The organism is Rhodococcus sp. Eu-32 (assembly GCF_003336925.1).
Classification (GTDB): Bacteria; Actinomycetota; Actinomycetes; order Mycobacteriales; family Mycobacteriaceae; genus Rhodococcoides; species Rhodococcoides kyotonensis_B.
This window is the reverse complement of record NZ_QGNK01000006.1, coordinates 114,294-137,096: the sequence shown is the minus strand read 5'-3', so window position 1 is coordinate 137,096 and position 22,803 is coordinate 114,294. Positions and strand designations below refer to the sequence as shown.

At 66.1% G+C, this 22,803-nt stretch carries 19 protein-coding genes; 11 read left to right on the top strand and 8 right to left on the bottom strand.

Annotated features, from left to right (window positions below; all coding sequences use genetic code 11):
* Positions 1 to 3 precede the first annotated feature (3 nt).
* From DK926_RS09555 to DK926_RS09545, 3 genes are read left to right on the top strand one after another with little or no spacing between them, the layout of a single operon-like run.
* The gene (locus DK926_RS09555; protein ID WP_114330219.1) at positions 4 to 1,203 is read left to right on the top strand and encodes a CoA transferase; all 1,200 of its coding nucleotides are present in this window, start codon (positions 4 to 6) and stop codon (positions 1,201 to 1,203) included.
* Positions 1,203 to 2,126, top strand: a complete 924-nt coding sequence (locus DK926_RS09550) for a hydroxymethylglutaryl-CoA lyase (protein ID WP_114330218.1) — start codon at positions 1,203 to 1,205, stop codon at positions 2,124 to 2,126. Before DK926_RS09555 ends, DK926_RS09550 begins: the two co-directional genes overlap by 1 nt.
* A complete protein-coding gene (locus tag DK926_RS09545) occupies positions 2,123 to 3,112 on the top strand; it encodes a D-glycerate dehydrogenase (protein ID WP_114330217.1) in 990 nt (329 codons plus the stop codon). Before DK926_RS09550 ends, DK926_RS09545 begins: the two co-directional genes overlap by 4 nt.
* Here DK926_RS09545 and DK926_RS09540 read toward each other — a convergent pair.
* Both DK926_RS09540 and DK926_RS09535 read right to left on the bottom strand, forming a co-directional pair.
* Complete coding sequence (locus DK926_RS09540; RefSeq protein WP_207890785.1) at positions 3,100 to 3,876, bottom strand: IclR family transcriptional regulator; 777 nt, start codon at positions 3,874 to 3,876, stop codon at positions 3,100 to 3,102. The two genes, DK926_RS09545 and DK926_RS09540, sit on opposite strands and share 13 nt — an antisense overlap.
* 9 nt (positions 3,877 to 3,885) lie before the next feature.
* Positions 3,886 to 5,322, bottom strand: a complete 1,437-nt coding sequence (locus tag DK926_RS09535; protein ID WP_114330216.1) for an NAD(P)/FAD-dependent oxidoreductase — start codon at positions 5,320 to 5,322, stop codon at positions 3,886 to 3,888.
* 29 nt (positions 5,323 to 5,351) lie between these two features.
* Between DK926_RS09535 and DK926_RS09530 the strand changes: the two genes are divergently transcribed.
* Positions 5,352 to 6,110: an SDR family oxidoreductase gene (locus tag DK926_RS09530; RefSeq protein WP_114330215.1), complete on the top strand. Its 759-nt coding sequence runs from the start codon at positions 5,352 to 5,354 to the stop codon at positions 6,108 to 6,110.
* Between the two features lie 10 nt (positions 6,111 to 6,120).
* Here DK926_RS09530 and DK926_RS09525 read toward each other — a convergent pair whose 3' ends face one another.
* From DK926_RS09525 to DK926_RS09515, 3 genes are read right to left on the bottom strand one after another with little or no spacing between them, the layout of a single operon-like run.
* Positions 6,121 to 6,366, bottom strand: a complete 246-nt coding sequence (locus DK926_RS09525; RefSeq protein ID WP_068426010.1) for a DUF2630 family protein — start codon at positions 6,364 to 6,366, stop codon at positions 6,121 to 6,123.
* A gap of 15 nt (positions 6,367 to 6,381) precedes the next feature.
* On the bottom strand, positions 6,382 to 7,602 hold the full coding sequence (locus DK926_RS09520) for a hypothetical protein (RefSeq protein WP_114330214.1): 1,221 nt from the start codon (positions 7,600 to 7,602) through the stop codon (positions 6,382 to 6,384).
* Positions 7,599 to 8,363 carry a crotonase/enoyl-CoA hydratase family protein gene (locus DK926_RS09515; RefSeq protein WP_165839550.1) on the bottom strand — a complete coding sequence of 255 codons (765 nt, stop codon included), beginning with the start codon at positions 8,361 to 8,363 and terminating at the stop codon, positions 7,599 to 7,601. Before DK926_RS09515 ends, DK926_RS09520 begins: the two co-directional genes overlap by 4 nt.
* Positions 8,364 to 8,424: 61 nt before the next feature.
* On the opposite strand from DK926_RS09515, the gene DK926_RS09510 reads away from it, so the two are divergent.
* Both DK926_RS09510 and DK926_RS09505 read left to right on the top strand, forming a co-directional pair.
* The gene (locus DK926_RS09510) at positions 8,425 to 9,024 is read left to right on the top strand and encodes a TetR/AcrR family transcriptional regulator (protein WP_114330213.1); all 600 of its coding nucleotides are present in this window, start codon (positions 8,425 to 8,427) and stop codon (positions 9,022 to 9,024) included.
* The gene (locus DK926_RS09505) at positions 9,021 to 10,646 is read left to right on the top strand and encodes an acyl-CoA dehydrogenase family protein (protein ID WP_114330212.1); all 1,626 of its coding nucleotides are present in this window, start codon (positions 9,021 to 9,023) and stop codon (positions 10,644 to 10,646) included. Before DK926_RS09510 ends, DK926_RS09505 begins: the two co-directional genes overlap by 4 nt.
* A gap of 24 nt (positions 10,647 to 10,670) precedes the next feature.
* Here DK926_RS09505 and pgi read toward each other — a convergent pair whose 3' ends face one another.
* A complete protein-coding gene (pgi, locus tag DK926_RS09500) occupies positions 10,671 to 12,320 on the bottom strand; it encodes a glucose-6-phosphate isomerase (RefSeq protein WP_114330211.1) in 1,650 nt (549 codons plus the stop codon).
* An 80-nt stretch (positions 12,321 to 12,400) separates the two neighbouring features.
* Here pgi and DK926_RS09495 point away from each other — a divergent pair, with 80 nt between their 5' ends.
* Positions 12,401 to 13,852 carry an NAD-dependent succinate-semialdehyde dehydrogenase gene (locus DK926_RS09495; protein WP_114330210.1) on the top strand — a complete coding sequence of 484 codons (1,452 nt, stop codon included), beginning with the start codon at positions 12,401 to 12,403 and terminating at the stop codon, positions 13,850 to 13,852.
* Positions 13,853 to 13,948: 96 nt separating this feature from the next.
* Here the strand turns inward: DK926_RS09495 and DK926_RS09490 are convergent, their stop codons facing one another.
* The gene (locus DK926_RS09490) at positions 13,949 to 14,239 is read right to left on the bottom strand and encodes a chorismate mutase (protein ID WP_068424545.1); all 291 of its coding nucleotides are present in this window, start codon (positions 14,237 to 14,239) and stop codon (positions 13,949 to 13,951) included.
* Positions 14,240 to 14,555: 316 nt separating this feature from the next.
* Between DK926_RS09490 and pcrA the strand changes: the two genes are divergently transcribed.
* A complete protein-coding gene (pcrA, locus tag DK926_RS09485; RefSeq protein ID WP_114330209.1) occupies positions 14,556 to 17,018 on the top strand; it encodes a DNA helicase PcrA in 2,463 nt (820 codons plus the stop codon).
* A 387-nt stretch (positions 17,019 to 17,405) separates the two neighbouring features.
* On the opposite strand, the gene DK926_RS09480 is transcribed toward pcrA, so the two are convergent.
* Entirely contained in the window at positions 17,406 to 18,467 is a 1,062-nt protein-coding gene (locus DK926_RS09480) for a M23 family metallopeptidase (RefSeq protein WP_114330208.1), read from the bottom strand.
* A 247-nt stretch (positions 18,468 to 18,714) separates the two neighbouring features.
* Here DK926_RS09480 and DK926_RS09475 point away from each other — a divergent pair, with 247 nt between their 5' ends.
* The 3 genes from DK926_RS09475 to sucD all read left to right on the top strand — a co-directional run bounded on the left by DK926_RS09475 (position 18,715) and on the right by sucD (position 22,762).
* Positions 18,715 to 20,532: a hypothetical protein gene (locus DK926_RS09475; protein WP_243636728.1), complete on the top strand. Its 1,818-nt coding sequence runs from the start codon at positions 18,715 to 18,717 to the stop codon at positions 20,530 to 20,532.
* A gap of 146 nt (positions 20,533 to 20,678) precedes the next feature.
* A complete protein-coding gene (gene sucC, locus DK926_RS09470) occupies positions 20,679 to 21,842 on the top strand; it encodes an ADP-forming succinate--CoA ligase subunit beta (protein ID WP_068424535.1) in 1,164 nt (387 codons plus the stop codon).
* An 8-nt stretch (positions 21,843 to 21,850) separates the two neighbouring features.
* Entirely contained in the window at positions 21,851 to 22,762 is a 912-nt protein-coding gene (gene sucD, locus DK926_RS09465) for a succinate--CoA ligase subunit alpha (protein WP_068424533.1), read from the top strand.
* The last annotated feature ends 41 nt before the right edge of the window (positions 22,763 to 22,803 follow it).

Sequence of the window (22,803 nt, the reverse complement as noted above, 5' to 3'; positions counted from 1 at the left end):
ACCATGAACGCACTCCCACTGAGCGGAGTTCGAGTACTCGAACTCGGTAACTACATCGCCGCACCGACCGCGGCCCGAATGCTGGCCGACTTCGGTGCCGAGGTGATCAAGGTGGAGCGTCCCGGTACCGGCGACGAACTCCGCAACTGGCGCCTCTACTCCGGCACGACGTCGATGCTGTACCGCACGATCAATCGCAACAAGAAGTCGATCGTGCTGGACCTGCGCACCGAGCAGGGCCGTCAGGACGTCATCGACCTCGCCGCGAAGTGCGACATCGTGCTCGAGAACTTCCGGCCGGGGACACTGGAGAAATGGGGGCTCTCGCCCGAGATTCTCAGCGAGAAGAATCCCGATCTGATCATCACCCGCATCTCGGCGTTCGGGCAGACCGGACCGATGTCGGAACGGCCGGGCTTCGCCGCGGTCGCCGAGTCCTACGGCGGATTCCGCAACCTCGTCGGCGATCCCGACCGGCCGCCGGTACGCGTCGGCGTGTCCATCGGAGACTCGATCGCAGGCCTGTACGCCGCATTCGGTTGTGTCATGGCCCTTTTCCAGCGGCAGACAGCCAAGGACACGCTGTCGCTGGAGCAGCGCTCGATCGACGTCGCTCTCAACGAGTCGATTCTGTCGATGATGGAGTCGCTCATTCCCGACTATCTCGCGTACGGCGTCGAACGCGAACGCACCGGCGGCCGCATGGAAGGTATCGCGCCGTCGAACGCGTACATGTGCAACGACGGCAAGTCCGTCGTCGTAGCGGGCAACGGCGACGCCATCTTCCAGCGCTACATGAACACGATCGAACGTCCCGATCTCGGAGCCGACCCGGAACTGGCGACCAACGCAGGTCGCTGGAAGCGTCGTGACGAACTCGATGCGGCCATCAGCGTGTGGACCGGAATGCGTTCTCGTGACGAAGCTTTGAAGCAGCTCGACGCCGCAGGAGTGCCGTCGGGACCGATCTACACCGCGGCCGACGTCGTCGCCGACGAACAGTACGCGGCACGAAACATGATCCAGCACTTCGAGGTCGACACCGGCGCGGACGAGCCGGCCGACGTGGGGTTCGTCGGGGTGGTGCCCGTCATCGGCGACCGCTCGCTCCCCATCCGATCGGTGGGCCCCGACCTCGGCGAGCACACCCGCGAAGTACTCTCGACCTTGCTCGGACGCACCGACGAAGAGATGGACGCCTGATGTTCCAGTTCACCCCCACCGCCGAACTCCGGGACGTCACGTTGCGTGACGGTCTGCAGCTGACCGGAAAACTACTGTCGACGAAAAGAAAGCTCGACGTCGCCAGAAGCCTGCTCGCAGCCGGTGTCCCGTCGCTCGAGATCGGATCCATGGCACGCGGTGATCTGGTGCCGCCGATGGCCAACACGCTCGAGGTCATCGCCGAACTGACGGACGAGGAACTCGAGAAGTGCTGGGTCTGGGTGGCCACGCCCCGGCACATCGAGAAAGCCGCCGCGGCAGGGGCGCGCAACTTTCAGTACTGCTTCTCGGCGTCGGATTCCCACAACAAGGCCAACATCGGCCGTCTCACCGAGGACAGCCTCGCGGCGATGCCCGACGCCGTGGAGATCACCCGCAGCGTCTACGGGCAGATCCAGCTGTGCATCGCGACGTCGTTCACCTGCCCGTTCGAAGGACAGGTGCCGCAGGAGCGTGTACTCGACATCGCCCGCGACGAGCGTACGCACGGGGCAACGGACATCGTCGTCTGCGACACCCTCGGGCAGGCCGTTCCGGCGCAGGTATCGTCGCTGATCACCCGCGTCGTCGACGAAACACCGCAGCGCCGCATCGTCTTTCACGGTCACGACACGTGGGGACTCGGTGTGGCGAACACCCTCGCTGCCATCACCGCGGGCGCCGCGATGGTCGACGGCTCACTCGGCGGCCTAGGCGGGTGTCCCTTCGCACCCGGTGCGAGCGGCAACACCTCGAGCGAGGACATTCTGTTCGCGACGCGCCCCGACTGGTTCCAGCCCGATACTCTGGCCACCATGGTGGATTTGTCGGAGAAACTTCTCGCCGAACTGGGCGAGCCCATGCGTTCCAAGACCGTTCAGGGTGCGCATTCGTCAGCAGACAAGTTCGAGTGGGTGCTATGAGCCGCATCCTCGTCACCCACCCGATTCCCGCGCCCGGCATGGACATTCTCGCCGCGGCAGGCGAGGTGGAGGTCCTCGAACTCGACCACGACGGTTTGGTGGAGCGATGCGCCTCCGGTGACTATTCGGTCGTCGTGTCGCAACTGCGCGACAAGTTCGACGCCGAGCTGCTGGCGTCGGCCAAGCTCGTCGGCATCTCGAACTATGCCGTCGGATTCGACAACATCGACGTCGCCGCGGCCACGGCGCGCGGCATCACCGTCGGGAACACGCCTGGGGTACTGACGGATTCGACCGCCGACATCGCGCTGTTGCTGATGCTGGCGACCGCGCGGCGTGCGATCGAGTCGGACAACCTCGTCCGTTCCGGCGGATTCACCGGGTGGAAGCCCGAATTCATGCTCGGCACCGACGTGTCCGGTCGTGTTCTCGGGCTCGCAGGGTTCGGCCGGATCGCACGGGCGACGGCGCGTCGAGCTCTCGGCTTCGGCATGACCGTCAAGTTCTGCCCACGCCCGCCGTCGGACCGCGAGGTCAGCGACGAGGAATTGGGTGAGTTCGCCGGACGCGTCGAACACGTGTCGTGGGACGAGCTGGTCGCGACGAGCGACTTTCTGTCCCTGCACGTTCCGCTGAGCGAGTCGACGCATCACCTCGTCGACACACGGGTGCTGCACGCGATGAAGAACTCCGCGATCCTGATCAACACCGCGCGCGGACCCGTCGTCGACGAGGCTGCGTTGGTGACGGCGTTGCGCGAGCGAGTCATCGCGGGTGCGGGGCTGGACGTGTACGAGCGGGAACCGGAGTTGGAACCGGGGCTCGCGGGACTACCGAACACGGTGTTGCTACCGCACGTCGGGAGCGCGACGGTGTCGGTGCGGTCCGAGATGGCCCGATTGTGCGCCGAGAACGCGGCAGCCATGGCGACCGGCTCGCTACCGCCGCATCCGGTCAATCCCGAAGCGTGGGGTCACGCCGGGTAGCGGCCACCGAGGGTTCGGGTGATCTGCTCGGCGTGCGAGACGAGCAGGTCCACCCATTCCTCGCACTGCGACAACGGCATTCGAAGTGTCGGGCCGCTGATGGTCACGGCACCGATGATGTCGGCGGCGGAGTCGAACACCGGCGCCGACAACCCCGACGCACCGGTCTCGCGTTCACCGGTCGTGATGGCGTAGCCGTCGGCGCGGGCCCGGTCGACCGCGGCGCGCAGCGTGTCCTTCTGCGTGATCGATTCGGCCGTCATCTGTTCGAGGGTGCCCGACAGGATGCGGTTTGCGAGTGCCGAATCGTAAGCGAGCAGCACACGGCTCGCCGATCCGACGTTCAGCGGAATCACCTTGCCGACGTACATGTCTCGGCGTAGTGCATGCTTCGTCTCGGCGATCGCGACGCACACGCGGTAGTTCTGTTCCGGCCGGAAGAAGCAGGCGGTTTCGCCCGTGAGGTCTCGAACCTCCTTGAGTACCGGGTTCACGATGGAGAGGACGTCGAGATCCTTTGTGGCCGTTGCTGCCCAGTACGCCATCCGGACGCCGATGCGGATTCGATCTCCGGCGCGGTCGAGAAAACCCTGTGCGACGAGGTTGGTGACCAGGCGTTGCACCGTCGACGTCGGAATTCCGGTGCTCTGCTGGATCTCACCGAGCGTCAGCGACGGACGGTCGAACGAGAACGCGTCGAGAATCTCGGTGATCTTGCCCAACACCAACAGCGGCTGCTGTTTCGATCCGGTTTCCTGGCTCACGCATCCAATCTACGTCCTGCGAGACTCCAGCAGCCGCAACCACACCTCGCTCACCGTCGGATACGACGGGACCGCGTGCCACAGGTCGTCGAGAGTCACCATGCCGACGACGGCAACCGTTGCGGCATGGACCAACTCGGCGACGCCGGGGCCGACGAACGTGGCTCCGACGACGATGTCCTTCGCCCGGTCCACCACCAGTTGCGCGTGCCCGGAGAAGTTGTCCTGCTGCAGCGACGACCCGGCCACCGCGATGTCGACGCCGAGGATCTCCACGTCGATGCCCGCGTCGCGCGCGTTCTTCTCGGTCTGCCCGACGGACGCGACCTCGAGCGCGGTGAACACGACCTGCGGGATCTGCCCGTGATCTGCCGTCGCCGAGAATCGCTTGCCGTCGAGCGGCGTGCCGTCGGCACGTGCCGCGATGACGTCGCCCGCGACGCGTCCCTGGTACTTGCCCATGTGAGTCAGCTGCGCGCGGCCGTTGACGTCGCCGACCGCGTAGAGCCACGGAATTCCAGGCACCTGCAGGTGGTCGTCGACCTCGACGGTGGCGCCGTCCTCCAACCCGACTGCCGACAGTCCGACATCACCGCTCGTCGGCTTCCTGCCTGCAGCAACGACAATTTCGTCGACGGTGATCGTCTCGCCGCCCACGGTCAGTTCGGCAGGACCGCCGTGGATCCTGCCGATGCCCGTGTCGTTCACATCGGGGCGCGACACGTTCGTCACGTCCGCGTGGAACACGATCTTCGCGCCTCGCGCACGCAGGGCGTCCGCGACGAGTTCGCTCGCGAACGGCTCGGCGTTCGACAGCAACGACCCTCCACGCACGAGCATCGTCACCTCGGCACCGAGCGACAGCAACCACGTCGCGCTCTCGCTCGCGACGACCCCGCCGCCGATGACTGCGACGCGCGTCGGCACCTCGTGCATGTTGGTTGCGTCGCGCGAGGTCCACGGCAACGCCTCGCGCAGACCGGGAGTGCCGGGAATCGACGCCGTCGTTCCGGTCGCGAGAACGACGGCATGTCGCGCGGTCAACGTACGGCCGTCGACATCGACGGTCTTCTCACCCGAGATGCGGCCGTGGCCACGTACGACGGAAATGCCCTCGGACTCGGCCCAGTCGACCTGCGACGAATCGTCGAGCGAATGCGTGAACGAGTCCCGACGCGCAAGGACGGCAGGCACGTCGAGCGGCTTGTCGCCGACCAACTCCAGGACGCCCGGCATGTTGCGCGCGGCGTCGAGCACTTGGCCCGGACGGAGCAGCGCCTTGCTGGGCATGCACGCCCAATACGAGCACTCGCCACCGACGAGTTCGTGTTCGACGATGACGGCAGTGCGGTCACTGCCGGCGATGGCGTAACTGGCCGCGTTTTCGCCGACGGGTCCGCCGCCGATGACGATGACGTCGAATTCGTCCGTGCTTGCTGAGGTCATTTCTCAAGAGTGACATAGGCTCGTCGGCCATGGGGCAGAGGAGACAGAAGATTCTGATCACCGGCGCGAGCTCGGGCCTGGGGGAGGAGATGGCCCGGCGGTTCGCCGCGAAGGGCCGCGATCTCGCATTGTGTGCGCGGCGACTCGACCGGCTGGACAGCCTGCGCGAGACACTGATCGCGCAACATCCCGACATCACGGTTGCCGTTCGAGCGCTCGACGTCACCGACCACGAGGCCGTCGTCGCCGTGTTCGGTGAGCTACGAGACGAAGTGGGCGGACTCGACCGGGTCGTCGTCAACGCGGGCCTCGGCAAGGGCGCCATGATCGGAAGCGGCCGCGCCGACGCGAACCTCGCCACTGCTCGAACCAATTTCATCGGTGCCCTGTCGCAGACCGAAGCAGCGCTCGAGATCTTTCGGGCGCAGAAGTTCGGACACCTGGTGCTCGTGTCGTCGATCAGCGCGGACCGCGGCCTCCCGGGACCGAAGGCCGTCTACTCCGCCAGCAAGGCAGGCGTCGCCGCACTCGGTGAAGCGCTGTCGGCGGAACTGGCAGGCACCGACATCGCCGTCACGACGCTGTTGCCCGGCTTCATCGCCACCGACATGTCCGCGAAAGCAGGCGACGCGTCGTCGATGACGGCAAGCCTGGACGCGGGCGTCACCGCAATGGTCGACGCCATCGAGAAGGAATCGCGACGCGTCGCCCTGCCCGGCCTGAAGTGGCAGGCCATCGACCTGGCCCTGCGCTTCCTGCCCAACGAACTCACGAACCGCTTCGTGTAGCTGTTTCTCGCTACTGCAGGTAGTGCTCGACCTGTTCGACGCTGTTGACCTGGGCGTCGTCCGGGTTCTGTCCCGCATCGAGACGGGCGCGGCGCTGACGCAGCAGGTCCCAGCACTGGTCGAGCGCACGCTCGATCGATGCCAGTTGGGCCTTCTCGTCACTCGGGTCGATCTCGCCGGCTTCGGTCTGCGACCTGAGCTTGTGCTCGGTGGCGACCAACTGCTCGATCTTGCTGTAGATGTCGTGCTCGCTCATGAGTTCACGGTAGTCCTATCTCCACGATCGAGCATCGAGTCGCCGACGGGCCAGCACCGCCTCGGCTCCTCGACGCACGTCGTCCGACGACGCCGCGAGAGTCGCGTCGGTGCCGACGAGGGACAGTGTGCATTGTCGATCCGTGTATGCGAGATATGCGGACAGCGACGTCGCGGTGACCGACCTGTGCGCCCCGGGATGCAGTGCCCGCGTCGCGATGGACCTGACGCGGTGAGGCCCTATCTCCATGATCGAGTCGGGAATCCGACCGATGTTGGAGCACAGCACGCGTGCGCGTCCGGGTTTCGACGTCAACGTCGCCGCGAGACGGTCGGGCAGCAGCTGCACCGTCTCGGCGGGGAAACCTCCTGGCGCACCGGCAGGATTCGCGAACGCGGACGTGTATGCGGTCTTGATCTCGTCGACGGTGTCCCCTGGTGTCACGTCGATGGTCACCATGCCGATCCCGTTGGCGCCCTGGGTCGGTACTCGGAACGGCATGTTGACCGACACCGGAGCGTCGAGCCCCAGTTCGACGGCGATGTCGCTCACGATCGCGACGAACTCGGCATTGTTCGGTGTGGCCGCGACGTCGAAAACGGCTGTCGCGATGGCGACGTCGTGAGACGCGGTACGGTCGGATCCACCGATGTACCCGTTCAGTTCGCGCCGCGATTCCGGGTCGCGGACGAGGCCTGCCAACGCTTTGACCGAGCCTGCGGTAACCGTCGTTCCCAGCTTCACGGCGTCGGCCAGATCCGACGTCCGTCGTGAGAAGCGCTGTGGCGCAGACCCTTCGAATGCGCGAGCAGCTGCCGCGATCAGACCCGCTGCGTCGGCCAGCGCATGAGAGCACACGAGCGACACGACGGTGCCACCGCCGCGTGTCGTCGTCGCCGACAGTCGCCAGCCCGGTCCGTTCTCGGGATCGAGGTCGACGTCGCCCTGTGCATCCGCCCAGTCCAGCACGTCGGAGTCCGGGATGCGGCCGTCGTCGACGACGAGGGGGAGCGTCTCGCTCGACGGTACCCAGCGCCGTCGTGCACCGGGGATCGACGGGGTGACGACCCGTCGGCCCAAGCTGCCCAAAGCCAGATTGGCATGTATCGCAGCAAGATCCACGCGCGCGACGACCTCGTCGGTGCGCAGAATTCCCTGAAGAACGATCGGCAGGCCGTAGCCTCGATGAGTCCGCAGGAAGATCTCGTCGACGACGGACAGGCGATCCGTGGTCACGGTGCGCTTGCCCCATGCCTTCCGGCGCCTGCGGCGAACGCCTGCGCACCGTTCAGTGCGTCGGCCGACATGGAGATGACGCCGTGGCGGAATTCGTTCACGAGGGCTGCATCCTCGACGAGCCCGTCCTGTTCGAGCAGAGACAGCCTGTCGCGTCGCATGCAGGTCTGCGGGAACGAGGCGAGCGCCCCGGCCAACTCTTCGGCTTCCCGACGCGCATGCCCGACGGGCACGACCCGGTTGGCCAGGCCGATCGCGAGCGCCTCGTCGGCGTCGACCGCGCGGCCGGTCAGAATCAGATCCATCGCACGGGACGCGCCGATGAGCCTCGGCAAGCGGACGGTTCCGCCGTCGATCAATGGAACGCCCCACCGGCGGCAGAACACGCCGAACGTCGCGTCGGCCTCGGCGACACGCAGATCACACCACAGCGCCAGTTCGAGTCCACCGGCGACGGCGTACCCGGACACCGCGGCGATGACCGGTTTTGACAGGTGCATGCGGGTCGGCCCCATCGGACCGTCGCCGTGTTCCGTTGCGTGATTGGATCGTTCGGTGCCGAGCGCCTTGAGGTCGGCGCCCGAGCAGAACGTCCCGCCTTCGCCCCACAGAACCGCGACGGCCGCGTCGTCGTCGGCATCGAAGTCCTCGAACGCGGCGACGAGCTCGGCCGCCGTCGGACCGTCGACGGCATTCCTGGACTCGGGGCGCGACAGCACGATCGTCGTGACGGGCCCGGAGCGCTCGATCCTCACTGCCATGCAGTCGACGGTACCCAGCAGGCCTTGCTTGAAGCAATGAATCAGTGCTTCAATTCTTGACATGCCGTACCGCCGCACGGAGTCCGTGCAAGCCAGGCTCGACGCCGGTAGAGAGAAACTGTTCGCGTCCGCCGTCGAGGTGCTGTCGACGCAGGGCTACAGGGGTCTGTCCATCGCCTCCGTCGCCGCAGCGGCCGGCGTGTCGGCGGGGAGTGTCTACACCCATTTCGAGAACAAGTCCGATCTGGTCGTCGCGATCTTCCGTGAAGTATGCGGCCGCGAGGTGCAGGCCGTCGCCGACGCGGGTGCACGCGGCACCGTCGTCGAGCGGGTCACGGCCATCATCGAGACGTTCGCCGGCCGCGCTATGAAAAACCGGACCATGGCCTACGCGCTGCTCGCCGAACCCGTCGATGCCGCCGTCGACGCCGAACGGCTCGTCTTCCGCCGAAGCTTCACCGACGCCATCGCCGGCGCGATCACCGCGGGCATCGCCGCGGGTGACGTGCCCGAACAGAACGCACAGCTGGCGGCGGCCGCACTCGTCGGTGCCGTCGGCGAAGTTCTGGTGGGTCCGCTGAGTCCGGATCGACCGCCGGGCCCTGACGTCGTCCCCGATCTCGTCGCATTCGCCCTCCGCTCGTTAGGAGTTCGTCCATGACATTCCCTGCTACCCACAGCGTCTTCAATCAGGTTCCGGATCTACTGCCCTACGACACGTCCGACGACGCGTCGCTGCTCGAAGGTCTCGCGCGCGAGGGAGCGCAGTGGGCGTACGACGATCTCCGCGAGCTCGGTGATCTGGCCGGCAGTGTCGAGGCGCAGGAGTGGGGCCGACTGGCCAACGAGCATCCACCCGTGCTCCACACGCACGATCGTTACGGCAACCGCATCGACGAGGTCGAGTTCCATCCGCACTGGCACAACCTGATGTCGGTGGCTGTCGCGGGCGGTTTGCATGCGACCCCGTGGCAATGCGACCGTTCCGGCGCCCACGTCGCACGGGCCGCGAAGTTCTACGCGTGGGGCCAGGCCGACGCCGGACACATGTGCCCGATCTCGATGACGTACGCGGCAGTGCCTGCGCTGCGGCACAATTCGGAACTGGCGGCGTTGTACGAGCCGTTGTTGGCGTCGACGCACTACGACTTCGGACTCCGCGTGCCGACGCAGAAACGAGGCCTCACCGCAGGAATGTCGATGACGGAGAAGCAGGGTGGCTCCGACGTACGCGCGAACACGACGACGGCGGTGCCGTCTTCGGACGGGACTTTCTCGATCGTCGGGCACAAGTGGTTCACGTCTGCCCCGATGTCCGACATGTTCCTCACGCTCGCGCAGGCACCCGGAGGGCTGTCGTGCTTCCTGCTGCCCCGCGTTCTTCCCGACGGTTCGCTCAATCGCATTGCACTGCAACGACTCAAGGACAAACTGGGGAACAAGTCGAACGCGTCGAGCGAGATCGAATACCAGGGTGCGACGGGATGGCTCGTCGGCGAGGAAGGACGCGGCGTCCCGACCATCATCGAGATGGTGAACATGACGCGGCTCGACTGCGTCATCGGCTCGGCTGCCGGTATTCGTGCGGGGACGATGCGGGCGGTGCACCACGCTCGGCATCGCGAGGCGTTCGGTGCGGCATTGGTCGATCAGCCACTGATGCGGAACGTGTTGTCGGACTTGATCATCGAATCCGAAGCGGCAACGACCGTGATGATGCGGTTGGCCGGGGCGACCGACCGCGCCGCCTCGGGTGACACGCAGGAGGCCGAACTGCGCCGAATCGCGTTGGCCGTCACCAAATACTGGGTGTGCAAGCGGGCGCCGTCGCACGCAGCCGAGGCGCTCGAATGTCTCGGCGGCAACGGCTACGTCGAGGAATCGGGCATGCCCCGGCTGTACCGGGAGTCGCCGCTGATGTCCATCTGGGAAGGATCGGGCAACGTCGCGGCACTGGACTCCCTGCGCGCGCTGGCCAAGCAGCCCGACACCGTCGAGGCGTACTTCACCGAGGTCGGCCTTGCAGCAGGCGCGGACTCTCGACTCGACGACGCCATCGCCCGCGTCGGCAAGGAGCTGGCCGACCGGTCCGACATCGAATACCGCGCCCGACGCGTCGTCGAGTCGATGGCCCTCGTGCTGCAGGGGTCCCTGCTCGTGCGTCACGGGAATCCCGCGGTTGCCGACGCCTTCTGCGCCAGCAGGTTGGCGCAGGACTGGGGTGGAGCCTTCGGCACCTTGCCGACGGGGGTGGATACCGCAGCGGTGTTGGCAAGGGTGTGAGCGGGGCTGCTCCCGCCGCCGTAGCTACTTCGCTCGACCCCGCTGATCCCGGTACCACCGGACCAACGCGTCGGTGGACGAATCGGATTGCGCTGCAGGTACTTCGGCGTCGGTCAAGACCGGTGTCAGTTCCAGTGCCTGCGTCTTGCCGAGTTCGACGCCCCACTGGTCGAACGGGTCGACGCCCCACACCATGCCCTCGACGAACACCTGGTGCTCGTACAGTGCGATGAGCTGGCCGACGACCGACGGCGTCAACTTCGGCGCGAGAATCGACGTCGACGGACGGTTGCCCGGCATCACCTTGTGCTGCACCACATCCGACGGCGTTCCCTCCGCGGCGATCTCGTCCGCGGTCTTGCCGAATGCGAGCACCTTGGTCTGCGCGAAGTAGTTGCTCATCAGCAGGTCGTGCATGCTGCCGCTGCCGTCGCGCGTCGGGAGATCGTCGGTGGGCTCGGCGAACCCGATGAAGTCGGCCGGGATCAGTCGTGTTCCCTGGTGCAGCAACTGGTAGAACGCATGCTGACCGTTTGTTCCCGGCTCACCCCAGAAGATTTCGCCGGTCGACGTCGTCACGGGCGATCCGTCGGCTTTGACGGACTTGCCGTTGGACTCCATCGTCAGCTGCTGCAGATACGCCGGGAAGCGTGCGAGATCGTTCGAATACGGCAGCACTGCACGGGTTTCCGCGCCGAAGAAGTTGTTGTACCAGAGTCCGATGAGGCCGAGCAGCACCGGCGCGTTCTCGGCAAGGGGAGCGGTGCGGAAATGCTCGTCGACGCGGTGGAAGCCGTCCAGGAACTCTCCGAACGCCTCCTTTCCGATGACCGCCATGACCGACAGGCCGATCGCCGAGTCGACCGAGTATCGTCCGCCGACCCAGTCCCAGAATCCGAACATGTTGTCGGTGTCGATACCGAAATCGGCGACGCGTTCCGCGTTGGTCGACACCGCCACGAAATGCTTGGCGACGGCGTCCTCGCCGAGCGAGTCGACGAGCCAGCGTCGCGCAGCTGTTGCGTTGGTGAGCGTTTCGAGAGTCGAGAAGGTCTTCGACGCGATGATGAACAACGTCGTCGCCGGGTCGAGTCCGTCGAGCGCCCCGACGAGATCGGCAGGGTCGACGTTGGACACGAATTTCGCCGAGATGCCTGCGTCGGCGTAGTGGCGCAGTGCCTGATAGACCATGACGGGTCCGAGGTCGCTGCCACCGATACCGATGTTGACGACGGTCTCGATCTTCTTGCCCGTCGCGCCGACCCATTCGCCGGAGCGGACGCGATCGGTGAATTCTCCCATTCGCGTGAGGACTTCGTGAACATCGGCGACGACGTTCTGTCCGTCGACTTCCAGCCGAGCGTCGGCGGGAAGGCGAAGCGCGGTGTGCAGAACTGCCCGATCCTCGGAGGTGTTTATGTGCTCGCCCGCGAACATCGCGTCGCGACGGCCTTCGATGTCGGCTGCGCGGGCGAGTTCGACGAGAAGAGACACGGTCTCGCGGTCGATTCGGTGCTTGCTGTAGTCGATGTGCAGATCGCCCGCGGTCAAGGTGAACTCGCGGCCGCGATCCGGGTCGTCGGCGAACAGAGTTCGCAGGTCTGTCTCGCCGATGGAGGAGTGATGCGCCTTCAGGTTCGTCCAGGCCTCGGTGCCCGTGATGTCACTGCTCATATCGACAAACCCTAGTGGGCGGACGGCCCGAGTGCGCGCCTTCTCGTTTGCTGTGCAGACAGCAAGGGCAGACTGAAGGGATGCACACCTCCAAGCTCATCGAATCGATTCCTGCGAAATTGTGGATCGGCGGCCTCGCGGTCGATGCCGAGAACGGTGCGACGTTCGAGGTCAAGGATCCTGCTACCGGCAAGCCTCTCACCCGGGTCGCCGACGCCAGTGCGGGCGACGCGGTCAAGGCGCTCGACGCGGCCGCCGGCGCCCAGAAGTCCTGGGGCAAGACTCCCGCTCGTGAGCGCGGCGAGATCCTGCGCGCGGTCTTCGAGAAGATCACGGCACGCGCCGACGACATCGCGGCCGTCATGACGCTCGAGATGGGTAAGGCTCTTGCCGAATCGAAGGCCGAGGTCAAGTACGGTGCCGAATTCTTCCGATGGTTTGCGGAAGAGGCCGTTCGCGTCGACGGTCGCTACACCCCGGCGCCTGCGGGCAACGGACGCATCCTGGTCACCAAGGTGCCCGTCGGACCGGTTCTCGCCATCACGCCGTGGAACTTCCCGCTCGCGATGGGAACTCGGAAGATCGGACCCGCGCTGGCGTCGGGATCGACGATCATCGTCAAGCCCGCGAGCGAGACGCCCCTGACCATGCTCTTGCTCGCGCAGCTGTTCGCCGAGGCAGGACTGCCCGAGGGTGTCCTGTCCGTGCTGACGACGTCGAAGTCCAGCGCGGTCAGCGCACCCTTGTTGGAGGATCCGCGGCTGCGGAAGTTGACGTTCACCGGCTCGACGGAGGTGGGTCGCAAGCTCGTCGAGCAGTCTGCGGGCAGCTTGTTGCGGACGTCGATGGAGCTCGGCGGCAATGCGCCGTTCGTCGTGTTCGACGACGCGGACATCGACGCGGCCGTCGACGGTGCGATTCTCGCCAAGCTGCGCAACGGCGGCGAGGCGTGCACCGCTGCGAACCGATTCCACGTCGCCAACAGCGTTCGCGAAGAATTCACGGCGAAACTCGTCGAGAAGATGAAGACGTTCACGCTCGGACCCGGCATCGATCCCGACACCAAGCTCGGGCCGCTGATCAACGCCGACCAGCTGAGCAAGGTCCAGGAACTCGTGGACGACGCCGTGAACGCCGGTGCGACGGTGGCGCTGGGCGGCGAGGCCGCAGGCGGTGACGGCTACTTCTATCCCGCGACCGTTCTGACCGACGTTCCTGCGAACGCGCGAATTCTGAAGGAAGAGGTCTTCGGACCCGTCGCACCGATCGTCGGATTCGACACCGAGGAAGAAGGAATCGCGGCCGCGAACGACACGGAATTCGGTCTCGCGTCGTACATCTACACGCAGGGGCTCGATCGAGCGCTACGGGTCGCCGACGCCATCGACAGCGGCATGGTGGGCGTCAACCGCGGAGTCATCTCGGACGCGGCGGCGCCGTTCGGTGGTGTGAAGGCTTCCGGCTTCGGTCGCGAAGGGGGAAGCGAGGGGATCGAGGAGTACCTGGAGACCAAGTACATCGCTCTGAGCTGACCGAAACGCTCGTTGTGCACGGGTTGCCGTGCACAACGAGCGTCGAGGTTGTCAGCTACCGGACGTACAGGGCCCGGCGTCCAGCGGCCCCGGTGTCTAGCGGCCGAGACGTCCGCGGCCGAGGCGGAGAAGAAGCATTGCAAGCGTGTGCCCTTCCTGGCCGAGGGCGCTGAAGCGGTCGAGAACCTTCATCTCACGGCTGTGGACCATGCGAGGACCACCGGAAGCCATACGGGTGCGGCCGATCAACTGCGAGACCTCGGTGCGGCGCTGGATGGCGGCCAGGATCTCGGCGTCCAGGCGGTCGATCTCCTGGCGGAGATCGTCGATCTCTGCCTCGGTCGACGGCAACGTGGATTCGGAGTCGCTCTGCGTGGTGGATGCCATTTTCTCTCCTAGTGTCACTTCGTGGATCGTTGGCTTGTTCGTCACCGTTACGCGGGTGCGTGGGTCGGAATGTCGGCAATTACATGAAGAAACCCCGGACCCTCGTCGAAAAGAGGACCTCGGGGCGCGCACTGCTACCGACAATCCCCTTGTCTCGTCGCTGGTAGATCGACCGACGGCAGGAGGCGGCGACGGACGGCTGTTTCGATCACCGATCCAGTTTGCCACTCGGATGCCGCCCGTGAAAAGTCGGCTGTTCGTGCGACGTCCTCGGCGATGACGTCCTGTCGGTCCCCACCGGTAATCTGGATGCGCGATGAACACGAATCTTCAGGTTGTCCCAGTGCCAGGTAAGAGCAAGTCGGAAGCGCTGTTGGAGGGGCTGAATCCCCAGCAGCGCGAGGCCGTGGTGCATTCTGGATCGCCGTTGCTCATCGTCGCAGGTGCAGGCTCGGGTAAGACGGCCGTCCTGACGCGTCGCATCGCCTACCTTCTCGCCGAGCGGGGCGTCTCTCCCGGGCAGGTACTGGCCATCACGTTCACCAACAAGGCTGCCGCAGAGATGCGTGAACGTGTTGCAGGTCTCGTCGGTCCACGCGCCAACAGCATGTGGGTGTCGACGTTCCACTCCAGCTGCGTCCGCATCCTGCGCAGCCAGGCATCGTTGCTGCCGGGTCTGAACTCGAACTTCTCGATCTACGACGCCGACGACTCGCGACGCCTGCTGACGATGATCTCCAAGGATCTGCAGATCGACACGAAGAAGTTCTCGGCGCGGTTGTTGGCCACGCACATCTCCAACCTGAAGAACGAACTCATCGGCCCTGAGGACGCCGCGGCGGACGCGGAGAAAGAGACCGTCGAGCTGCCGAAGCTCATCGCGCGCGTCTACGGCCACTATCAGCAGCGCCTCCGCGCCGCGAATGCCATGGACTTCGACGACCTGATCGGCGAGACCGTCGGGCTGCTTCAAGCTTTTCCGCAGGTCGCCGAGTACTACCGTCGTCGGTTCCGCCATGTGCTCGTCGACGAGTACCAGGACACCAACCACGCCCAGTACATGCTCGTGCGTGAGCTCGTGGGCCGCGAGGATTCCGACGGGGCTCTCGAAGGCACCGTCGAGCCGGGGGAGCTGTGTGTCGTCGGCGACGCCGATCAGTCCATCTACGCGTTCCGTGGCGCGACGATTCGCAATATCGAGGAGTTCGAGCGCGACTACCCCGATGCGCGCACCATTCTGCTCGAGCAGAATTACCGGTCGACGCAGAACATTCTGTCGGCGGCCAACTCCGTCATCTCGCGTAACGCGGGCAGGCGCGAGAAGCGGCTGTGGACCGACTCCGGTGAGGGCGAGCTGATCGTCGGCTACGTCGCGGACAACGAGCACGACGAGGCGTCGTTCGTTGCGTCGGAGATCGATCGGCTGGTCGACGGCGAAGGCGTCCGCTATGACGAGGTCGCGGTCTTCTATCGCACCAACAATTCCTCCCGTGCGCTCGAAGAGATCTTCATCCGCCTCGGGCTGCCGTACAAGGTCGTCGGCGGCGTTCGGTTCTACGAACGCAAGGAGATTCGCGACATCGTCGCCTACCTGCGTGTGTTGTCCAACGAAGACGACACCGTCAGTATGCGTCGCATTCTCAATGTGCCCAAGCGCGGAATCGGTGATCGTGCCGAGGCGTGCGTGGCCGTGCATGCCGAGCAGCGCGACATCAGCTTCGCTCGGGCTCTGCGCGACGCGGCCGACGGCAAGGTTGGGTTGCTCAACTCGCGTGCGCAGAAGTTGATCGGACAGTTCCTCGATCTGCTCGACGAACTGCGTGACGTACTCGGCACCACGGACGGTGACGGCAACGACATCGCCGACATCGGTGACGTCGTCGAAGCCGTGCTCGATCGGACGGGCTACCGCGCCGAACTCGAAGGCAGCAGTGATCCACAGGACGGCGCGCGTCTCGACAACCTCAACGAATTGGTCAGCGTCGCACGGGAATTCACGTCGGAGGCGCGAAACCTGGCGGCCGTCGAGGCGGAGCTCGACACCGATGACGTCGTCGACGAGGATGCCGCAGACGAGGATGCCGACGACGAGGGTCTGCCCGAGCCCGGTTCGCTCGCGGCCTTCCTCGAACGAGTGTCCTTGGTCGCCGATACCGACCAGATTCCGGACTCCGGCACAGGCGTCGTCACGCTGATGACGCTGCACACTGCGAAGGGTCTCGAATTCCCGGTCGTCTTCGTGACGGGGTGGGAGGACGGTCAGTTCCCGCACATGCGGGCACTCGGCGATCCGCACGAACTGTCCGAGGAACGCAGGCTCGCGTACGTCGGCATCACTCGGGCGCGTCATCGGTTGTACGTGACGCGCGCGATCATGCGTTCGGCGTGGGGTCAGCCGATCAACAACCCCGAATCGCGCTTCCTGCAGGAGATTCCGCAGTCCTTGATCAATTGGAAGCGCGAGGACCCGGGTATCTCCGGCCGCGCGATCGGCGGTGGACGGCCGCGATCTGGCTTCGGCGGGGGCTTCGGCGGTGGCGGCTTCGGCGGCGGTGGGTTCGGCGATCGGCCGTCGACCCCCAGCTTCGGTGCGCCCCGACCCAAGAACAACACGCTGGTGCTGGCCGTCGGCGATCGCGTCAACCACGACAAGTACGGCCTCGGAACGGTCCTCGAGTCCACCGGAAGCGGTACGTCGGCCATGGTGCTCGTCGACTTCGGCACGTCCGGTCGCGTCAAGATGATGCTCATCGGTGGCGTGCCGATGACCAAGCTGTAGCTCCGCGATCCTGGGGTGCCGAGTGGCGAAACGTCGCCGAAGGTGACCGAGGGCGTCCCTTGGTCACTCTGAGTGACCGAATGACCCCCTCGGTCGTGCGCGGAACGGAGCGCGGGGTGAGCGAATGACGCCCTGGGTCACTCTGAGTGAGCGAATGAGGCCCTCGGTCGGGGAGCGCGGGGCGGGGTGAGCGAATGACGCCCTGGGTCACTCTGAGTGACCGGATGGCCCCCTCGGTCGGGCGAGGAGCGCGGGGGGGAGCGAATGACGCCCTGGGTCACTCTGAGGGACCGGATGACGCCCTCGCTCGGCCAAAGGTGACCGAATGTCACATTCGGTCAGAAAACCGGGGGGGGGGGCAGAGAGGGCGTACGACGCCGACTGAACTCAGTCCTGCTCGGGACCGAGGCTGATGCCGCGGGATGCCAACCAGGGCAGCGGATCGATCTTGTTCTCGCCGGGGAGGTGCACCTCGAAGTGCAGGTGAGGGCCGGTGGAGAAACCGCGGTTACCCATGCGCGCGATCTGGTCGCCTGCCATGACTTCCTGGCCGACGGTGACGTTGGCGCTGTCGATGTGGCCGTACACCGTGATGGTGCCGTCGGCGTGCTGCAGGCGAACCCACATGCCGAACCCGGACGCAGGACCGGCGTCGATGACCTTGCCGTCGGCGACGGCGAGGATCGGTGTACCGATGGCGTTCGCGATGTCGACACCGGCGTGGAGGACGCCCCAGCGGATGCCGAAGTTGGATGTGTAGGTTCCGACCGCCGGAAGGACGAACAGCGGGCGTCGTGCCGCTGCTTCGCGGGCGGCGCGTTCTTCGCTGAAACGCTGGCCCTTGGCGAGCAGGTCGTTGAACTGGCTGAGATCGACCGGGTTCGCGACGTTCAGGATCTGCGGGGCCGACGACGGCGACGCCGCAGCAGCGTCCGTTGCGTAGTCGGCGGCCTCGGGGGTGGTCGTCGCGGCAATGCCGGGGGCTGCGGGAGCCGCTCCGGCTGCGAGCGCAACTTCCTCGGACGAGCTGGCTGCGGCGGGTTCGTGATCGACGACGGCCTGGCCCGCTGCGACAACGGCACCGGCGGCAACTGCGAGAACCGCTGCGCGGCCCTTGAGTGCGGTGGGAGGCGTCGGAATGCGGTGCGCTCCGCCTCGGCGAGCGACGGCCTCGATGGTTTCGGTTACGGAGTCGTCGGCTGCGTCGTCCATCTCGGACACGTGCAGCTCGGAGTCGTGATAGGTCTTGGCTGCGCCGTAGCTGCTGGCGAAGTAGTCGTACCGACTCGACTCGAGGTTCTCGGCCTCGGAGCCCCAGCTGGTGTCCCGGGAGTACACGGTGTCCTCGGTGAACACGGTGTCGGGCGAGTAGACGGCAGGTGCGCTGTCGGTAACCGCTGCCGGCTTGACGAATCGGCTTGCGGTGAAGGACGCGCGGTGTTGCGACAAGACCTGCGGCCTCCGTTTCGTGATCTGCTCGTGACTTAAGACTCGGCAGACGGTAACGAAACGATTGCAAGGGGCGCAAGTTTTACGGGCCCCGCGGTCGGATATGTGAGATGGCTCACAACGCGAACAGGCGAAACGCGGAGACGCCCTGGGGTCTCCGACAACGCCGGAGTACCCCCGATTCCGTTGTCGAAACACGACGAGCGCATCACGTGTTCCCGGGGCGACGAACGATAGCGTCTGTCGTGTGGCGTCCTCATCTCAGATCCACCGGTCCGACAAGGCTCCCCCTCGAGTGATCGAGGGCAGGGCACAGGACGACAAGAGCGCTCGCCCTCCCGCGATCGCGGCCGCGGCGGTCGCGTCGATCGCAGCTGTTCTCGCGCTCGCCGCCGTCGTTCTCGACCCCGTGAGTGCGACGTCGGGTGATGGCCCGACGGGCGGCCTCGTCGGCGCGAGTCTGGTGGGCTCCGTCCCTCTCGCGGTCGTCGCCGTCGGCGCCTGGCTGGCGGTCGTTCGCGGTCCTGCACTGGCCGGAGCCGTGACGGCGGGATACGGGGCGGTGGCCGTCGGACTGACCGTTCTCGATCTCGGCCTGCTTCTGGATCCGATCGACGCGAACCGGCTGGAGCTGTTCCGCCCGATCACCGCAGCGGTGCTCGAGCCGAGCGCAGGCGCCTATGTGGTGGTGGCGTCGCACGCACTCGCAGTGCTTGCCGGCCTGCTCGGCTGGATCGCGGTCGGTCGAGCATCGCTGAGCGACGGGTACGGCCAGTCGGCCAGCCCGGACCTGACCGGGCGCGCCGCCGCCGCACGCGTCGGCGGTCTGCTGTCGACGGTGGCCGTGGTGGCGGCCGTGATCGGCGCGGGGGCCCTGTTCGTTCCGCCGTTCGTCTCGACCGATTCGATCGTGCTCGTGCCTGCGGTCGTCGAGTCGCCGTGGACGACGGCCGTCGGCTCGGCTCTCGCCGCATTGGCAGTCCTCGTCGTCGCGGCGTCGGCACTGGCATCGATCTCGCCCGTCGTCGCGTCGGGCGCGTTGTTCGGTGCGGGTGCGGCACTGACCGGTCTGACCGGGTCGCGGCTGCTCGCCGGCCTGGCGTCCGGCCCCGGGATCGAGGTGTCCCCGGGCTCCGTCGCGGGGACGGCCGCTGCCGTCGTCCTTCTCGCCGCCGGGGTCACGGCATGGCCGGTGGCAGCCGCGCGTGAGCGCCGGGCAGGGTCCGATCGCGTCCGTCGGTCGGGGCTCGACGACGGACATGCGTCGTCGACGCGGTGGCACGTCGTCGCAGGTGCGGCCGGTGTCGTGTCCGGCGTGGCGTCGATCGCAGGTGGGCTGCTTCCTGTTCTCGTCGTTCCCGACGGTCTGCCGACACCGACGATCCTCGCGACCCGCACCGCCGTCATTGCCGGGTTCGTTCTCGTCGTCGCGTCGGTGCCGCTGTTCTTCTCGCTGTTCGCGGCAACGGTCCGCCCTGCAACGGGTGTACTGAGCGTGGCCGTCGTGATGACGGGTGCCGGCGTGCTGCAGGCCGTCGTGCTCGCAACGGACATCGACGGCATCGCGATCGGATCCGGCGGGCTGGCGATCGTTGTCGCCGTCGTCGCGGCCGTGGTGTGCGGTTCCGCGACGCTCCTGGCGGGAAGCGCGGAGCGTGACGACGTCGACACGTCCGACACGACGGGAGACCGCGTCGTCGGCGCGGTTGCCTTGCTCGGTGCCGTCGTCGCCGCGATCGGTCTCGCGCTCCCGCTCTACAGCGGCTCCGACGTCACCGCAGCCACGGTGACCGAAATCCCGTGGGGTTGGGACGTGTGGGGCCAGATGGCTCTCGCGGTGACATTGGTGGTTGCGGCCGTCGTCGCTGCCCGTTCGAGGCCTGCGCGCGGTGCCGCGCTTCTGGCGGGCGGGTCGGCGGCCGTCGTCGTCTACGTGGTGGGCTGGCCCCTCACGTCCGGGCGAGCGACGGACCCGGCGGTCGGTCCAGGTGTCGTCGCCGGAGCCCTCGGCTGCGTGATTCTCGTTGTGGCGGCGCTGCTTTCGGCTCGACGGCGCGCTCGATGAGACCTGGGACACATGCCGCGTACCGGTGAGATAGACCACATAGGTTCCGGGTGGGCGATGAAGCCTCCGGGCACCTGGATAAAGTCGATGACCGGACCCGCTCACACCCCTTGAGCGGGCGTCAACGTAGACGAGACGGTGAGCTGATGGATCTCTTCGAATACCAGGCGAAGGAATTGTTCGCCAAGCACGACGTACCCACGTCCGCAGGCCGTGTCACCGACACGGTTGCTGGTGCAACTCAGATTGCCGAGGAAATCGGCAAGCCTGTGATGGTCAAGGCACAGGTCAAGGTCGGCGGTCGAGGCAAGGCCGGCGGCGTCAAGTACTCCAAGGACGTCGCGGCAGCTACCGAGAACGCAGAAGCGATCCTCGGCCTCGACATCAAGGGCCACGTCGTGAAGAAGCTTCTCGTTGCAGAAGCCTCCGACATCGCCGAGGAGTACTACATCTCCTTCCTGCTCGACCGCACCAACCGCACCTACCTCGCGATGTGTTCCGTCGAGGGTGGCGTGGAGATCGAGGTGACGGCCGAGGAGAACCCGGACGCACTCGCAAAGATCCCGGTCGATGCCGTGAAGGGCGTCGACCTCGCATTTGCTCGTGATATCGCTGAAAAGGGCAAGCTGCCCGCCGAGGTGCTCGACGCCGCTGCGGTGACCATCCAGAAGCTGTGGGAAGTCTTCATCAAGGAAGACGCGCTTCTCGTCGAGGTCAACCCGCTGGTTCGCACCCCCGACGACCAGATTCTCGCGCTCGACGGAAAGGTCACGCTCGACGCGAACGCCGACTTCCGCCACGAAGCCCACGCGGACTTCGAGGACAAGGACGCGGCCGATCCTCTCGAGGCCAAGGCCAAGGAGAACGACCTCAACTACGTCAAGCTCGACGGACAGGTCGGCATCATCGGCAACGGCGCCGGACTCGTCATGTCCACGCTGGACGTCGTCGCATACGCCGGTGAGGCACACGGTGGCGTCAAGCCTGCCAACTTCCTCGACATCGGTGGCGGCGCCTCGGCAGAGGTCATGGCTGCAGGCCTCGACGTCATCCTCGGTGACGAGCAGGTCAAGAGCGTGTTCGTCAACGTCTTCGGTGGCATCACCGCGTGTGACGCCGTCGCAAACGGCATCGTCGGCGCGCTGAAGAAGCTGGGCGACGACGCCAACAAGCCGCTGGTAGTGCGTCTCGACGGCAACAAGGTCGAAGAGGGACGCAAGATTCTCGCCGACGCCGCGCACCCGCTGGTGACGCTCGCCGGAACCATGGATGAAGGCGCCGACAAGGCCGCCGAGCTGGCAGCGAAGTAGAGGAAACCATGTCTATCTTTCTGAACAAGGACAACAAGGTCATCGTCCAGGGCATCACCGGTGGCGAGGGAACCAAGCACACCGCCCTGATGCTCAAGGCCGGCACCAACGTGGTCGGTGGCGTCAACGCACGCAAGGCCGGCACGACGGTCAAGCATGTCGACGCACAGGGCAACGACATCGAGCTTCCCGTGTTCGCTTCGGTCGCCGAGGCAATCGAGAAGACCGGTGCGGACACCTCCATCGCGTTCGTTCCCCCGGCATTCTCCAAGGACGCCATCGTCGAGGCGATCGACGCGGAGATCCCGCTGCTCGTGGTCATCACCGAGGGCATCCCCGTGCAGGACTCCGCGTACGCGTGGGCCTACAACGTTGAAAAGGGCAAGAAGACCCGCATCATCGGCCCGAACTGCCCCGGAATCATCACGCCCGGTGAGGCTCTCGTCGGCATCACTCCGGCGAACATCACCGACAAGGGACCCGTCGGCCTCGTCTCGAAGTCCGGCACCCTGACCTACCAGATGATGTACGAACTCCGTGACTTCGGCTTCTCGACGGCCATCGGCATCGGTGGAGACCCGGTCATCGGTACGACGCACATCGACGCCATCGAGGCGTTCGAGAACGACCCCGAGACCAAGCTGATCGTCATGATCGGTGAGATCGGTGGCGACGCAGAAGAGCGTGCGGCCGACTACATCAAGGCCAACGTGACCAAGCCGGTCGTCGGCTACGTCGCAGGCTTCACCGCTCCCGAGGGCAAGACCATGGGCCACGCAGGCGCCATCGTCTCCGGCTCGTCGGGCACGGCTCAGGCGAAGAAGGACGCGCTCGAGGCTGCAGGCGTCAAGGTCGGCAAGACGCCGTCCGAGACCGCTGCACTCGCTCGCGAGATCCTGGAATCGCTTTCCGTGAAGTAAGCAATTCCTGTCGAAAGGGCCCGTCGCGTCAGCGGCGGGCC

Bases quoted from the DNA above. Each gene is read 5' to 3' on its own strand.
- DK926_RS09555 (WP_114330219.1), top strand. From the start codon at position 4: ATGAACGCACTCCCACTGAGCGGAGTTCGAGTACTCGAACTCGGTAAC.
- DK926_RS09550 (WP_114330218.1), top strand. From the start codon at position 1,203: ATGTTCCAGTTCACCCCCACCGCCGAACTCCGGGACGTCACGTTGCGT.
- DK926_RS09545 (WP_114330217.1), top strand. From the start codon at position 2,123: ATGAGCCGCATCCTCGTCACCCACCCGATTCCCGCGCCCGGCATGGAC.
- DK926_RS09535 (WP_114330216.1), bottom strand. From the start codon at position 5,322: ATGACCTCAGCAAGCACGGACGAATTCGACGTCATCGTCATCGGCGGC.
- DK926_RS09530 (WP_114330215.1), top strand. From the start codon at position 5,352: ATGGGGCAGAGGAGACAGAAGATTCTGATCACCGGCGCGAGCTCGGGC.
- DK926_RS09525 (WP_068426010.1), bottom strand. From the start codon at position 6,366: ATGAGCGAGCACGACATCTACAGCAAGATCGAGCAGTTGGTCGCCACC.
- DK926_RS09515 (WP_165839550.1), bottom strand. From the start codon at position 8,363: ATGGCAGTGAGGATCGAGCGCTCCGGGCCCGTCACGACGATCGTGCTG.
- DK926_RS09510 (WP_114330213.1), top strand. From the start codon at position 8,425: ATGCCGTACCGCCGCACGGAGTCCGTGCAAGCCAGGCTCGACGCCGGT.
- DK926_RS09505 (WP_114330212.1), top strand. From the start codon at position 9,021: ATGACATTCCCTGCTACCCACAGCGTCTTCAATCAGGTTCCGGATCTA.
- pgi (WP_114330211.1), bottom strand. From the start codon at position 12,320: ATGAGCAGTGACATCACGGGCACCGAGGCCTGGACGAACCTGAAGGCG.
- DK926_RS09495 (WP_114330210.1), top strand. From the start codon at position 12,401: ATGCACACCTCCAAGCTCATCGAATCGATTCCTGCGAAATTGTGGATC.
- DK926_RS09490 (WP_068424545.1), bottom strand. From the start codon at position 14,239: ATGGCATCCACCACGCAGAGCGACTCCGAATCCACGTTGCCGTCGACC.
- pcrA (WP_114330209.1), top strand. From the start codon at position 14,556: ATGAACACGAATCTTCAGGTTGTCCCAGTGCCAGGTAAGAGCAAGTCG.
- sucC (WP_068424535.1), top strand. From the start codon at position 20,679: ATGGATCTCTTCGAATACCAGGCGAAGGAATTGTTCGCCAAGCACGAC.
- sucD (WP_068424533.1), top strand. From the start codon at position 21,851: ATGTCTATCTTTCTGAACAAGGACAACAAGGTCATCGTCCAGGGCATC.